The organism is Amycolatopsis sp. Poz14, assembly GCF_006704225.1.
GTDB lineage: Bacteria > Actinomycetota > Actinomycetes > Mycobacteriales > Pseudonocardiaceae > Amycolatopsis > Amycolatopsis nivea.
The window spans coordinates 9115400-9129666 of sequence record NZ_JACLHD010000001.1 but is presented as its reverse complement, the minus strand read 5'-3'; the positions used below and the strand labels follow the sequence as shown (position 1 = coordinate 9129666).

Below are 14267 nucleotides of genomic sequence, written 5' to 3'. Positions count from 1 at the left end.
ACACTGGGCGTGGCACCTCGATTTCGAGTGGTACTAGCTCCCGAGCGCGGCGGGCGGGGCGAGCGCCGCGTCTCCGTAGAGGTCGGCTACCCACTGGTCGTGGTAGACCGTGTCCAGGTAGCGGTCGCCGAGATCGGGGGAGACCGCCACCGCGGTGAGGCTTTCGCCGTGCTCGTGCCGGTCGAGCCAGTGCAGCGCCCCGGCGACGACGGTGCCGGTCGAGCCGCCGAACAGGAACCCGGCCCGGACGAGCCTGCGGCACATCCGCACGGTCGCGAGTTCCGGCACGTGCACCACATCGTCCACATAGGACTCGTCGAGCAGCGCCGGCCGGACCCCGGTGCCGAGACCGGGGATCATCCGCGGGGCGGCCGGGGTCCCGAAGGTCACCGAACCCACGGTGTCGATGGCCACCACGCGCATTCCGGGACAGTGTTCGCGCAGGTAGCGCGCGCACCCCATCAGCGTGCCGGTCGTGCCCGCTCCGATGAACGCCACGTCGGCGCCGGGGAACGAGTTCGCGATCTGCGGTCCGGTGGTGCGGTAGTGCGCCTGCCAGTTCCCCGCGTTCGCGTACTGGTTGAGCCACACCCGGTCGTCGCCCTCGGCGCACAACCGCCGCACGTGCGCGATCCGCGCGCCGAGCAACCCGTCTTTCGGATGCGGTTCGGTGATCACGTGCACCTCGGCGCCGAGCGTCTGCATCAGCTGCCGGGCGCCGAGGGTGCAGCGGGAATCGGTGACACAGATGAACCGGTAACCCCGGCTGGTGGCGACGAGGCTCAGTGCCACCCCGAGGTTGCCCGACGAACTCTCCACGAGGGTCGCGCCGGGCCTCAGCGTGCCGTCCAGTTCGGCGGCGTCGATCATCTCTTTCGCTGCTTTGATCTTGATCGAACCAGCGAAGTTGAAGCCCTCGCACTTGAGGTAGAGCGATCGCCCTGTACACCCGCTCAGGTCGACGAACAGGTCGTCGACGTTGAACTCGTGCGGACTGGTGATGATCGGCATCAGCGCCGGCCGTAGCGGTCGAGTTCGAAGAAGAAGTCGCCGACCTCGTGCAGCTCGCCGCGGCGGCGCAGTTCGTCGAGGACGTGCTTGCCGACCGCGAGGTCCAGCACGCCGAGACCGAACGGCGAGAACACCAGCGGCCGGTCGGCGTCCAGGGCGAGTGCCCCGGTCATCACGTCGAACAGGGTGCCGTCGAGGAAGTCGCGGCCGCCGGTGGCCTGTTCGGCCAGGTGCACCGAGGTGTTGGCCTTGAGGCAGTGCTCGACGTCGTCGACCACGTTGGCCGAAGCCAGGACGACCTCGGTGGAAAGGTCGCGCAGGGAAACGTTCAGCACGAGCGGGTTGTGGCCGAACCAGGCCGGATCGTGCACGTGCGGTTCCGCGGCCACGGTGGCGAACACGATCAGGTCGCTGCCGCGGATCAGCTCCTCGGCGCTCTCGCGCACCGAGATCCCGCTCGCGCCGGTGCCCTCCAAGTAGCCCCGGAAGCCGGCGGCGTGCTCGGCGGAGAGGTCGAACACCGCGGTCTCGTCGAAGTCCCAGCCGGTGCCGAGCAGGAACCGGTGCACGTAACGCGCGATGAGCCCGGTGCCGACGAACCCGAGCCGCCGCGGCCGTTCGCCCCGGCGGCTGAGCCAGTCGGCCGCCAGCGCCGCCGACGCCGCGGTCCGGCTCGCGCTGATGATCGAGCTTTCCATGCAGGCCAGCGGGTACCCGGTCGCCTGGTCGTTGAGGATCAGCACGGCCGAGGCGCGCGGCAGCCCGGTGCGGACGTTCTCCGGGAAACTGGAGATCCACTTGACCCCGTCCACCGCGACCTCCCCGCCGACCGAGGCGGGCAGCGCGATGATGCGCGCGGACGGCCGGTCCGGGAACCGGAGGAAGTAGGAGGGCGGGTTGACGGTCGCCTGCTGCCCGTGCAGCCGGTAGGCCGCCTCGATCAGTTCGGCCAGCTGCTTCTCGGCGCCGTCGAGCACCTGGTGCACCTGTGCTCCGGACACGACGGCGAACTCCGGAACGGTAGCGGTTTCGGTCACAGAACTTCCTTATTCTTCGGCTGGGCGGAAACTGGGGCTGGTCCGGGCAGTCGCCGGGGTTCCCCGCGCGGACCTGCGGCCACGCCCCGGGTTCCCGGCATGGGGATCAGTCCTGCTGCAGGACGGCCAGCGCGCGTTCGACCCGCGCGTCGATCCGGTCGACCTCGGCGACCGAATCCCCGATGAGCACGCCGTAGAGGCGGCCGGCGAACGGCGCCCCGCCGGCGGTCTGCGCGCCGGCGTTGACGGTGGCGAAGTTGTTCACCAGCAGGCCGCTGCCCGCACCGTCGAAAAGCAGCTCGCCGAGCACGTCGCGGACCCGGTCGAAGCCGACGCTGGCGCCGAGCCGCAGCGAGTAGTGCCGGGCCATCGCGGTCTCGCCCGCGGTGACGAAGCGTTCCTGGATCGGCACCTGGTAGGTGGACATGTTGTTGCGGGCGTTGATTTCCAGCACCGGGAAGATGCCGCCATCGGGTTCGACGATCGCGTCCACTCCCACGACGCCGTAGTAGCCGTCGGCGGCGAGCTGCCCGCCGAGCGCCTGCGCCGCGGACCGGATGGTCTCCAGCTGCGCCTCGTCCAGCCGCGGCGGGATCCGGTGTCCTTTGTGGACGCCGTTCTCGGTGATCAGCTCCTTGACGAAGTCGAAGTGCACCGACCCATCGCGGCTCACGGTGAACTGGTAGTTGAGGTCGGCGCGCTTGTCGACCCACTCCTCGATGACGAACGCGATCCGGTCCCGGCCGTTGCGGCGAGCGGTCGCGGAAATCATCCGGCGCAACCGGTCGAGCCGGCGTTCGTCGGAGACCACCGAGATTCCCTTGCCGGAAACCCCGAACGCCTCCTTGACGACGACCTTCCGTCCGGTGACGAGCACGGCCCCCGCCGCGGTGACGGCCTCGTCGAGCAGCTCGAGCGTGTCGCAGGCCCAGCCGTTCGGCTGCCGCAATCCGAGCTTCGTCGCGATCCGGCGGCTGTAGATCTTGCTGTTCACCGCCTTGCACCGAGCCGCGTCCGGAGCGGCCAGCGGCAACCCCGTCGCAGTGGACAGTTCTTCCTCCACCGCGGAGACACCGTGCGCGAGCAGATGCGCTTCGTCGGTGCGCAACGCGGAAAGCGCGGCGATCAGCCACGGATCGTGCAGCGCGTCCTGGCTGACCGTGCGCGCCGGATCCGGGTCCGCGATCACGTGGATCTGCGGCAGGTCGAGACCGAGGCCTTCCAGGTAGCTGTGGTAACCGGGGTCCGGCGCGTGCTTGAGCACCACGTGATCCCGCTTCCCGCCCAGCAGCAACGCGAACTCGTCCATGCTGTTGACGACCGCCATGCCGCCCGGGGCGGACACCCGGGGCAGCCCCTGCTCGTCGACCGCCCACTGCTCTTCGACCTCGAAGTTGCCGACGAACACCAGCGGGCGGTCGGCCGTGCCCAGAACCGCGGTCTTGAGCCGCGGGATGAAACCGTTGTCGGCGCTCATGACGTCCTTTCGCCAGCGCACGGATAGGACGCGGCACGCGCTGCCAGCGCTGCCGCGGGGAGAGAACAGCTAGACGACGAAGCCGCCGTCGACCTCGAAGACGCTGCCGGTGATGTAGGAAGCGCGGTCGGAAACCAGGAACGACACCAGGTCCGCGACTTCTTCGGGCGTGCCGAACCGGCGCAGCGGGACAGCCCGCAGCATCTTCTCGCGGGTCGCTTCGCTGAGTTTGCCGAGCATGTCGGTCTCGATCAGGCCCGGCGCGACGGAGTTGACCCGCACCCCGTACCGGCCGACTTCCTTGGCCAGCGCCTTGGTGAAGCCGAGCACGCCGCTCTTGGCCGCCGAGTAGTTGGTCTGCGTGGGATTGCCGTGCACGCCGGACACCGAGGACAACGTCACGACGCTTCCGGCGCGGCGTTTGATCATCCGGAACACGGCGGGACGGCACGCGTGGAAAACACCGTCGAGGTTCGTGCGCAGGACACTCGACCAGTCCGGTTCGGACATCAGCGCGAGCGAACCGTCCCGGGTGATCCCGGCCGAGGTGACCAGCGCGTCCGGCGCGCCGAACTCGTCGGCCGTGCGCTCCACCCACGCCGTGACCGCCTCGCCGTCAGCGACGTCGACCTGGGTAGCTTCGACGCGCACGCCCAGGTCGAGGACTTCCTTGACGAGAATGTCCGCCGCAGTTTGGTTGCTGTGATAGCAGAACGCGACGTCGAACCCGTCCTGCGCCAGGCGGAGTACGACCGCCCGGCCGATCCCACGGGAACCGCCGGTCACGAGCGCGGTTCTGCTCATCGCGCACCGCCGAGCTGCAGCAGCGCGCAGGCCACCGAACCGTCGTCATCGCAAGCGGTGACGACGATGTGGTCCTGTTCGCCGTGGTCTGCTCCGTCGGCGATGCTGAGCACCGACGCCAAGCCGAACAACGCGGTCGCCGCGGAGGTGTCGCCGATGAGATCCACCGGCGGCACGCGATCGGTCACTTCGTCGCCGAACAACTGCCGCAGCGTCGCGTCCTCGGGACGGTCCGCCCCCGCGGGGAAGCCGCTCCCGACTGCCGCCCACACGCGGTCCGCGTTGACGCCAGACCGGTTCAACAGCGAGGTCACGGTGGCGTGCAAGGTTCCGGCGAGGTCCCCGTCGAGGCAGATCCGCGAGTCGATGCCGGTCAGCGTCGCCAGCACGCTGCGTGGGTCGGCCGAGTCCGCCGGTTCGAGCAGGAACATCGCACAGCCTTCGCCGAGCGTCGCCGTCCCGCCGCGCCGGTGGTGCTCGAGCCAGGATCGCGCGTCGGAATGCTCCTCGGCCGCACCGCACAACACCTGAGCCGCACGTTCAGTCATCAGCAGCCGGCGAGCGTAGTTCAACGCCTGCAATCCGGTGGTGCGCCCGGCGGCGATCGTCGCGTTGGGTCCCTTGAGCCCGTGCCAGATCGCGGCCTGCCCGGCCGCGCAGTTCATCACGGTGCCGGGAACCGCGGCGGGTTCGACGTGGTCCGGCTGCTCGCCGGTGATCGACGCGCGGGTCAGGTCCATCATGCTCTGCGCACTGCCGGTCGTGGTGCCGAGCACGAAACCGATGTGCTCGCGGTCGCCGTCCGGAGCCAGCTCCATGTCGGCGAGCAGCTGCTGCGCGGCCGCGACGGTCAGTCCGCTGACCCGGTTCATCGCCCGGGTCTTCTTGCGCCCGAACATCTCGCGCACGTCGAAACTGGGCACGACGGCCGCGGGATCACCCGGTCCGCCGGCTTCGAGGGCGGGCTCGCGCCGGGAGCGAACGCCGTCGGCGAACGCTTCCCGGCCGTAGCCGAAGGGGGAAATGGCGGTCCAGGCCGAGATGACCGGACGGCGCCGAGCCGGTGCGGTCACCGTACGGCCTCCTCTCGGGGTTGCCGCTCGTACCGGCCGAGCAGGACCACGGCGTTGTTGCCGCCGAAGGCCCAGCCGTTGTTCTGCACGATGTCGAGGTCGGCGTCGACGGATTCGTTGGGCACGCAGTCCACCGGGCAGTCCGGGTCGGTGTCGCGGTGGTTGATGGTGGGCGGGATGAACTGCTCGGTGAGCGCGATCGAACAGCCGATCGCGGCCAGCGCGCTCGCCGCGCCCATCGAGTGCCCCAGCATCGATTTCATCGACACGGTGCGCGGCGGCTTCGGCCCGAACAGGTCGCGGATCGCCGCGGATTCGGTCATGTCGTTGGCTTTGGTCCCGGTCCCGTGCGCGGAGATCAGGTCGATCTCGGCGGGTTTGACCCCGGCGTCGGCCAGCGCGAGTTCCATGCAGCGGGCGATCCCGGCCTGATGCGGCGCCACCGGATGGTGCGCGTCGCAGGACATGCCGTACCCCAGCACTTCCGCGTAGATCCGCGCCCCGCGGGCGAGCGCGGAGTCGAGGCTCTCCAGCAGAAGAATGCCCGCGCCCTCGCCGGTGAGGATGCCCATCCGGTTGCGGTCGAACGGACGGCAGCAGTCCGGCGCGATGCTGCGCAACCGGTAGAACGAGGTGAACGTCTTGCGGCACAGCGCATCCGCGCCGCCACAGAGAGCGAACTCGGCGTCCCCGCACCGGATCGCGTCGAGCGAGTTGCCGATGGCGTAGTTCCCCGCCGAACACGCCGTCGCGATGGTCCCGGTCTCGACGTCGGTCAGTTCCAGTTCGCGCGCGATCGACGTGGCCAGCCGTCCCGCGGAAGTCCGGCGCACCAGCTTCGGGTCAAGCCCGGCCAGCCCGGCGGAGAGTTCCTGTGCCACCAGACCGTCGAGTTCGTGCGCCTCGCCGTCGGTGCTGCCCACCGAGACGAGCGTGCGCGCGGCGCGCAGGGTTTCCAGCGGCAGTCCCGAATCCTCGACGGCGAGGCGGGCGGCCGCGGTGGAAAACCGGCTCGCCCGGCCGAGATCGGCGGGGTCGAGCGTGCGGATCCACCGGGCAGGCTCGAAGTCGGCGACCTCGCAGCCGTTGTCGTGGGCGAACCCGGTGGTGTCGAACACCGAGATCGGCCGGACGTTGCTGCGCCCGGCGCGCAACGCCGAGGTGAACTCCCGTACCCCGATCCCGATGCTCGACACGACACCGCATCCGGTGATGACCACCCGGCGTCCGATACTGGTCGGCTGCGACATGTCGGCTACCAGCTCGCGGATTCCGAGACGACCTCGTACACCGCGCGCAGGTTGGTCATCCGGGTGAACTGCGCCTGGTCGATCGTGACGCCGAACTTCTTCTCCAGCGCGGCCAGCACGTCCATCAGCGACAGCGAATCCGCCTCGTGGTCGTCGGCGAAATCGCTGGTTTCGGTGAGCTCCGCGTCGTCGAGCTCGAGGTGCGTGCAGACGATCTCGCGGATCTGCTGCATGCGTTCGGAGACGGCTGTCGTCATGGGGGTCACTCCCGATCGTCAGGGACCGTTACAAGGGATTCGGCCCCGAAAACTAGCGGCGAGCGGTGACACCCTTCTGACAGCGCCCTGACGCGACGCCCCCGTAGGCGCGGTGTCAGCAGGCGGTCATCGGGGACTGCCATGCTGACCCGGTGGAAGCGAAAACGACGGTTCAGTCGAGAACCTGGTCCTGCATCAGGATGGACTGGTACAGCCGGCGCAGCCCCGGCCCGGGCTCCAGTCCGAGTTCGGCGCCCAGCCACTTCCGGGTGCTGTGGAAGACCGAGACCGCCTCGCCCTGCCTGCCGTCGCGGTAAAGCGAGATCATCAGGTACTCGCTGAGCCGCTCGCGCGCCGGGTTCTCCGCGACGAGTTGTTTCAGGTCGTGGGAAAGCCCATGATGCTCGCCGACCTGAAGCCGCGCGGAGATCAGGTCCTCCTGCACGGTGAGCCGGCGCTCGTTCAGCTGCTCGGCAGCCAACCGGCAGCGAGTGCAATCGGCCACGTCGAGCAACGCCGGCCCCCGCCAGAGCCGCAACGCTTGCTCGAAGACCGTGATGGCTCCCCGCGGATCCTGCCCGAGCAACGCGGCCCCACGCTGTGCCAAGGCAGAAAACCGATGCGCGTCGACGGCCTCGGCAGGCACGGTCATCAGGTACCCGCTGCTGACCGTCCGGACCACCTCCCGCTCGCCGGTCACGGTGAACACGAGCTTCCGCAACCGCGCGATGTTGGCCTGCAACGCATTGCGCACGTTGGAGACCGGTTTGTCGGCCCACAGTTCGTCCGCGAGCGTGTCCAGGGACAACGGAACCCCCGGCGACAAGGCCAGCAACGCCAACACAGTCCGCACCTTTCGCGACGCGACTCCGTGTCTGCGGCCGGCTTGCCTGAGCGTGACCGATCCCAATAGCTCAATTTCCATATCTACCCCTGAGAAAAATAGCCCGCCTCAAGTGACCCCACGCACCGAGCTGTCGGCCGAGCCGAGCATGTCAGACATTGAAAAGTCGGTCTACCTCCGATTGGGGTAATGCGTTTGCGTCATGTTCGCAGTTTCCCGCGCCGAATGGGATGGACCCTCGCGATTTACCGGGCAGGGCCTCCCGATGGTAGTGCTAGCACCAGTAGGGGCAGTGGTGTTGCCTCCACCAGGGGCCTCTCGGCGGCGAATACCTTGCCGTACTCGCCGGTACGGTGTTGAATCAATTAACGCGGCCAAGGCGGAGCGACATTTTTCGACATGGGGTGAGTGCAATTTGCAGTTCTGGGCACAATTTCTGCCCGATGCTGCCGGGTCGTCGAATGGTTATCTATTATCGGGCCGGCGACGCAGAGTGTTTCCGTTGTTCCCGAGAGTTGTCCGGGTGCCGGCATTTTGCGAGCTTGCGTACTTGTAGCGGAGCTTCGCGCGTCGAAATGTCCTGAGAGGCGGGCTGCCGCTGACCGAAGCAAGGACGCTCGCGCGGCCCGATCCCGGTGCCGTTTGCGGATAGGGGAGCCGGGTGAGGGCTCGCTCGACCGGCGTCCGGGCCCGCGCCGGACATGATCGACAGCCGGGCTGCTCGTGAACAGAGCACTGCGCCTAGCAGCGCCTCGCGCAGCGCCCGGCGGGTCTTGCTGCCTGACCGTGACTTTCGGAGGCTGCGACCCGATCGTCTGCGGGACGGCGCGTTCTGCACTTGGTCGTTGGCAAGGCACGGGCACCGCGTCGGCTGAATCGGGAGCCCGGCGCTGGGCGAACCGATGGGCATGGCAGGCTTGCCGACGTCGTCGGGAGACGCCGGTCGCGTCCGGCCGCCTCGTCTGGTTACGGTCGCCATACCGCTGGCTGTGCCGCGAAACCGGTCGATGGACCGCGTTGAGACCGAGAGCGCGCATTTCCCGCCGAGCGCGCTTCACCAACCGGTGGCTGAAATCCGGGGTTCCGGCCCGGATGCCCTCGTCGAACTGCAGTTCGGTTCTGCCGCGAGCTCCGGCGGCAGGACCCGAAGCCCAACGTCGCTGCCGCGGGACGGATGGGGATATCCCCCCATGAATGACGCCAGTCCAGCTTCCTGCGCCTATACCCCGTCTGCAACTGTCGGCAGCGTTCAGCGGAGGGCGCAGACGAGGCCGACCGGAAAGATCAGCCCGCAACCCGAGAAAGCTCTCAGACCAGCATCAACTGCGTGATCAAACGGATGCCCCGAACGGGCGTCCGGGATGTGTCGGAGTGGCGGCATTACGTTGCGGCGACGCGAAACCCGACGTTGCCGGAACTGCTGTCGGCCGTGTTGCTGGTGCGGGCGGCGACTCGGTAGCGGTTGCAGTACGAGTCATGGCACAGGTACGAGCCGCCCCGCATGACGTGTGCGTCGGGTTCCGCGTCCGGCGCGCGGAACGTGTCCGCGCACCACTCCCACACATTCCCGGCCGTCTGGTAGAGGCCGAACCCGTTGGGCGGGAACGCTTTGGCCGGTGCGGTGCCGACGAAGCCGTCGTCGCCGGTGTTGTGCTCGGGGAAGCGACCCTGCCAGATATTGCAACGGTGCTTGCCGCGCGGGGTGAGTTCGTCGCCCCACGGGTAGCGGGCTTGAACCAGGCCTCCGCGGGCGGCGTATTCCCACTCGGCTTCGCTGGGCAGCCGGGTGCCGCTCCACGCGCAGTACGCCTGTGCGTCGTTCCAGGACACGTGCACTGCCGGGTGTTCGGGCCGGTCGCCGATGGCCGACCCCGGCCCCTCCGGACGCTTCCAGTACGCCCCGTCCACGGGAAGCCACCATGGCGCGGCGGCGGGTGCCTGCGTGATGGTCTTCTGCACCGTCGGCGGGACGAACAGGTGGAAGACGAAGGACCATCCGTAGCGTTCGGCATCGGTCACGTAGCCGGTGTCTTTGACGAAAGCGGCGAAGCGCCGGTTGGTGACGGTGGTGGCGGCGATGCGCATCGCCGCGACCCGGACTGGGCGCACTGGTCCTTCGCCGTCGGCGGGGTTGGCGTCGGGGTCGTCAGTGCCCATGAGAAATTCGCCGCCGGGAAGCCGGATCATGCCGCGCTGGAGCCGGTTGCGCACTTCCTCATTCGCTGCCGGCACCGGCTGGGCGGAGTGTGCGGCCGGGGTTTCTCGGGCAGCCGCGCAACAGGTGTTGTTCACGAGAACTCCCATCCCTGTGCCCCGTGCCAGGTAGTGGCTTGCGCCCCCGCCGCGACCGCGGCCGCCAGCGCGGGTTGTTCGCTGACACCAGCGGCGAGCAGACCGGCGAGCGTTCCCGCGAACGCATCGCCGGCACCGGTGGTGTCGACGACGGCCGTCCGCGGCGGTCGTTCGCTGTGCTCGCCCCAGTGGGCTCCGGCCGCACCCAGTGTCACACACACGGACCTGGGCTGAACGCGCAATCGCCGATGCTCGTGCTCGTTGACGATGACCGGATCCGCGAGCTGGAGAAGCCAGTCGGGCAGCGTCTCCGCGGGAGAGGCGTTGAGAACCAGTCGTGCCCCGGCTTCGGCAGCCAGTTCCGCGGCTCGCGCCACTGCGGCCGGAGGGCTCTCCAACTGGAGCAACACGACGGAGGCAGTGCGAATCGACTCGGCAGCCGCGGTCACCCCGTCGGCAGTGAGCGTGTCGTTCGCGCCGGGAATGACGACGATCGAATTCTCCCCGGCGTGGTCGAGCGTGACGTGGGCCCTACCCGTGACGGACCCGGGCGTGCGCAGGACTGCGGAAGTGTCGACCCCGCGACGGCGGAGACCGCGCAGGTACCGCCTGCCCTCCGGATCGTCCCCGACGCGGCCGATCATCCGGGCGGTGGCACCAGCGCGCGCGGCGGCAGCTGCCTGGTTGGCTCCTTTGCCGCCGGGCAGAATCCGCAGGCGCCCGCCGAGCACGGTTTCGCCCGGAGCGGGATGCCGAGCGACGGAAACGACGTGATCGATGTTGAGCGATCCGACGACGCTGACGATGCCGTTCACAGCGCGCCTTGCTCGCCCATGAGGGTGGACAGGAACAGGTCGCGGTAGCGGTCGGCGGCCACGTCGATCGCCACCTCGATCCGTGCGGCCGGATCGGCCATCCCGTGAAGTTCCTGCTCGCCCGGCCGCACCCGGCGGTCGACGAGCGTCTGGCCGCGGCTGTGCCCAGGGGCGAGTTCCACCTGGACGGGAAGGAGCGCGGTGCCGAGACCTGCGGGATCAGCGACCGCGCAGACCGCGCCGGCGTCGCCGATTGTGGCGGTGCCAGGCTCCGTGCGGCCCTCGCCGGCGCAGACACGGAGCTGGTGGCGCAGCAACTGTTCGGCGAGGCGAGCACCGCGATCCTCGTGCGTGGCCAGCTTTTCGCAGTCGGCCGTGCGTACCCCGACGCGGTAGAACACGTCGAGCCCGTACATCGTCACGGGCACCCCGGCGGAGAAGACGATGGCGGCGGCCTCGGGATCGTGCCACGTGTTGAACTCGGCTACCGGCGTCGCGTTGCCTGTCGAGGCGGAGCCGCCCATCACGACAATCCGCTCAAGTCGTTGCAGCGCTTCGGGATAGATCCGAGCCAGCAGGGCGAGGTTGGTCAACGGGGCGAGCGCGATGAGCGTAATCGGTTCGGGCGCGTCGAGGATGGTGTCCCGCAGCAACTCGACGGCATGGCGGGGATCCGGTGCGCGAAGCGGGGCCGGCAGCCCGAGGCCGGCCAAGCCGTCGCTGCCGTGGACGTGGCTCGCGTCGTGCGGTGCGGCGATCAGCGGACGCCGGGCTCCCGCGGCGACGGGTATCGCGGGCGCATCGGCGTGGTCGAGCACGGTGAGCGTGTTCCGGACGACTTGCTCGACGGCGGCATTGCCGGCCACGCAGGTGATCGCCAGCACCCGGAGCCCCGGATGCCGGACAGCGAACAGGAGGGCGAGAGCGTCGTCCACCCCGGTGTCGACGTCGAGGATGACGGGCGAGCGTCCGTTCTGCTTGACAGGTCCCAGCGGCATGACTTCACTATGACAGGGAATAGGAAGGACGTCTAGACGTCTTGCGAAGGGTGGAAGGGTGGAACGGTGCGACCGGACATAGTGCTCGTGATGGTGGATCAGCTTGCCGCTCGCTGGCTGGAGCGGGCGTTCGAAGGGGTCGTCGCCGTGCCGAATCTGCGCAGGCTGGCCGAGAGCGGGGTCCGGTTCGCCAATGCCTTCACCCCCAACCCGGTCTGCAGCCCCGCGCGGGCGAGCATCGCGACCGGCCTGAGCAGCCAGGGGCACGGTGTCACCGAATGCGGTTACCGCCTCAGTCCCGACGTGCCGACTTTCATGCACGCCCTCCAGGGGGCAGGCTGGCGGACCGGAGCGTTCGGCAAGCTGCATTTCCAGCCGCAGCTGGCGGGCGTACGCCCCGACTACCGGCCCTACGGCTTCGAGGTCACGCGGATCAGCGAGGACCCGCGCGCCGGGGAGTGGCTGGACTGGGTGCGGCGGGTCCATCCTGCGCACTACCGTGCCGCGCAGGCGACGGTGTGGATGACGATGATCCCGGAGCTGGCCGACTACGGGCCCGAGCACACCGACCTTGCCGAGGAAATCCGCCGCGCCAGGGAGTACTACCCGCAGACGGCGGGCGAGGCGTATCCGCTGCCTTTTCCCGCCGAGGTGTCCCAGACGGCCTGGATCACCGGCCGAGCGCGCGACTTCATCCGCGAAACCCCGGTCGACACGCCGCTGTTCGCGCAGGTCAGCTACGTGCAGCCGCACAACCCTTTCACTCCGCCGCAGGAATACGTGCCGCTGGTCTGCGAGGCGTTGATCCCCGAACCCGTCGGGGCGGAATGGCAGGACGACGCGCGCGTCCCGTATTTCGCACAGGAGCGGTATGCCCGGCCGAGTTACGACATCGCGGACTGGAAACGCGACCGGAAGCTGTACTTCGCCGACCTCGCCCACCTCGATCACGAGCTCGGCGTGCTGCTGGACTGCCTGGACGAGACCGGCAGGCTCGCCCGCACGCACGTCATTTTCACCTCGGATCACGGCGAATTGCTGCACGATCACGGTCTTCTCGGGAAATGGGAGCGCCATTACGACCCGTGCATCCGGGTTCCGCTGATAGTGCGCGGCCCCGGGGTCGAACCGGGCGTCCGCACCGATCTGGTCGACCTGTGCGATCTCGCTCCGACTGTGTTCGACTTGGCCGGACTGCCCCAGCCCGTGCTGCCGAAGCCCGATCTCGGGCGGCCGTACGAACCGGACACCCTGCCCCGGTTCGCCGGACGCTCGCTGTTCGCCTCGTCTTCGGAGTCGGAACCGCGCGACGCGGTTTACATCCAGAGCAACAACAACCACTGGTCGGCGACTCCGGGAAACTGGGCACGGACGTTGCGCACCGCGCGCTATCGCTACACGAGCTTTCTGGCCGGCGGCGGCGAGCAGCTGTTCGATCTGGAACGCGATCCCGACGAACAGCACAACCTTGCCGGCAGGCCGGAATCCGAGTGGATCCAGCGGGATCTGCGTGATCGGTTGTTCGAACGGATTGCGCTGGAGGGCTATCCGAACAGTCCGCGCGGGCTGTTCGGGATCGGGACATGGTGAGCCGGTGCGGGCCGGTGGGCTTTAGGGTGGCCGGGTGATTAAGCCCCCGAAGCGCGCCGCGACGGCCGCACAGGCGATCCGGCAGTTCATCGCCGACGAGCTGCAGGCGGGCGACCAGCTTCCCTCGGAGGCCGAGTTCGCCCGCCGCCTCGGCGTCAGCCGCGTCACGGTGCGCGAGGCGCTCGGCCAGCTCTGGGTCGAAGGACTGGTGACGCGTCGCTGGGGTGTCGGCACGTTTGTGCGCGACACTTCCGCGCCGCTCGGCGGTGCGGTGACGAACATCTACGTCGACATCGCCGACGTCGGGTCCCTGCCGCACAAGATCGAGGCCGCTGGGCACACCCCGGCGCTTTCGCACGCCAAGGTGGACCGGATCGACGGTGCGGACGAAGCGGCGCGCGAGCTGGGTCTTCACCCCGGCGACCCGATCTGGCGCGTCGAACGGTGCTTGACCATCGACGGCGTGCCCGCCATCGTCCTGCGGGATCACATTCCGCTTCGACTCAACGGCGTCGACTTCCCAGCCGACCGGCTCACCGACCTCGACGCGGACCTGCCGAGCCTGATGCAGCGCATCGGGCTTCGCGTGGTGCGGGACGAGGCTCGGCTCGACGCGGTCGCGGCCGACCCGAGCGTCGCGCGGCTGCTCCGCCTCGCCGACGGAGCGCCGGTTCTGCATGCCCGCCAGGCCAGCCACGCGGACACCGGGGAGATAGTCGTGTCCACATCCGGGTACTACCGGTCCGACGTCTTCACTTTCATGCTGGTGCGCACGACCGGCACCTGAGAGGGAGAGGGGGAACACCGAACGGTCTTCCC

13 protein-coding genes are annotated in these 14267 nt (G+C 68.9%); 2 read left to right on the top strand and 11 right to left on the bottom strand.

Going from position 1 to position 14267, the window contains the following annotated elements:
* Window positions 1-33: 33 nt before the first annotated feature.
* The 11 genes from sbnA to FKO37_RS42275 form a co-directional block, all read right to left on the bottom strand.
* Complete coding sequence (gene sbnA / locus FKO37_RS42325; protein WP_134663252.1) at window positions 34-1011, bottom strand: 2,3-diaminopropionate biosynthesis protein SbnA; 978 nt, start codon at window positions 1009-1011, stop codon at window positions 34-36.
* Window positions 1011-2048 (bottom strand): 2,3-diaminopropionate biosynthesis protein SbnB, encoded by a 1038-nt coding sequence (gene sbnB, locus FKO37_RS42320; protein ID WP_037812013.1) that lies wholly within the window; start codon window positions 2046-2048, stop codon window positions 1011-1013. The genes sbnA and sbnB overlap by 1 nt, the downstream gene beginning before the upstream one ends.
* 106 nt (window positions 2049-2154) lie before the next feature.
* Window positions 2155-3525: an ATP-grasp domain-containing protein gene (locus FKO37_RS42315; RefSeq protein ID WP_238608016.1), complete on the bottom strand. Its 1371-nt coding sequence runs from the start codon at window positions 3523-3525 to the stop codon at window positions 2155-2157.
* A 69-nt stretch (window positions 3526-3594) separates the two neighbouring features.
* The gene (fabG, locus tag FKO37_RS42310; protein ID WP_037812011.1) at window positions 3595-4329 is read right to left on the bottom strand and encodes a 3-oxoacyl-[acyl-carrier-protein] reductase; all 735 of its coding nucleotides are present in this window, start codon (window positions 4327-4329) and stop codon (window positions 3595-3597) included.
* Complete coding sequence (locus tag FKO37_RS42305) at window positions 4326-5402, bottom strand: beta-ketoacyl synthase N-terminal-like domain-containing protein (RefSeq protein WP_037812009.1); 1077 nt, start codon at window positions 5400-5402, stop codon at window positions 4326-4328. The genes fabG and FKO37_RS42305 overlap by 4 nt, the downstream gene beginning before the upstream one ends.
* The gene (locus FKO37_RS42300; RefSeq protein WP_037812008.1) at window positions 5399-6652 is read right to left on the bottom strand and encodes a beta-ketoacyl synthase; all 1254 of its coding nucleotides are present in this window, start codon (window positions 6650-6652) and stop codon (window positions 5399-5401) included. The genes FKO37_RS42305 and FKO37_RS42300 overlap by 4 nt, the downstream gene beginning before the upstream one ends.
* A gap of 5 nt (window positions 6653-6657) precedes the next feature.
* Window positions 6658-6909 (bottom strand): acyl carrier protein, encoded by a 252-nt coding sequence (locus tag FKO37_RS42295; RefSeq protein WP_238608015.1) that lies wholly within the window; start codon window positions 6907-6909, stop codon window positions 6658-6660.
* 172 nt (window positions 6910-7081) lie between these two features.
* Window positions 7082-7762 (bottom strand): AfsR/SARP family transcriptional regulator, encoded by a 681-nt coding sequence (locus FKO37_RS42290; RefSeq protein WP_235147136.1) that lies wholly within the window; start codon window positions 7760-7762, stop codon window positions 7082-7084.
* Window positions 7763-9133: 1371 nt separating this feature from the next.
* On the bottom strand, window positions 9134-9985 hold the full coding sequence (locus tag FKO37_RS42285; protein WP_308196574.1) for a formylglycine-generating enzyme family protein: 852 nt from the start codon (window positions 9983-9985) through the stop codon (window positions 9134-9136).
* Window positions 9986-10041: 56 nt separating this feature from the next.
* Window positions 10042-10860: a PfkB family carbohydrate kinase gene (locus FKO37_RS42280; RefSeq protein ID WP_238608014.1), complete on the bottom strand. Its 819-nt coding sequence runs from the start codon at window positions 10858-10860 to the stop codon at window positions 10042-10044.
* Window positions 10857-11858, bottom strand: coding sequence for a nucleoside hydrolase (locus tag FKO37_RS42275; protein ID WP_238608013.1), 1002 nt, complete (start codon window positions 11856-11858; stop codon window positions 10857-10859). The genes FKO37_RS42280 and FKO37_RS42275 overlap by 4 nt, the downstream gene beginning before the upstream one ends.
* 66 nt (window positions 11859-11924) lie before the next feature.
* Here FKO37_RS42275 and FKO37_RS42270 point away from each other — a divergent pair, with 66 nt between their 5' ends.
* Both FKO37_RS42270 and FKO37_RS47665 read left to right on the top strand, forming a co-directional pair.
* Window positions 11925-13448, top strand: coding sequence for a sulfatase-like hydrolase/transferase (locus FKO37_RS42270; RefSeq protein ID WP_238608012.1), 1524 nt, complete (start codon window positions 11925-11927; stop codon window positions 13446-13448).
* Between the two features lie 34 nt (window positions 13449-13482).
* Window positions 13483-14235, top strand: coding sequence for a GntR family transcriptional regulator (locus FKO37_RS47665; protein WP_238608011.1), 753 nt, complete (start codon window positions 13483-13485; stop codon window positions 14233-14235).
* The last annotated feature ends 32 nt before the right edge of the window (window positions 14236-14267 follow it).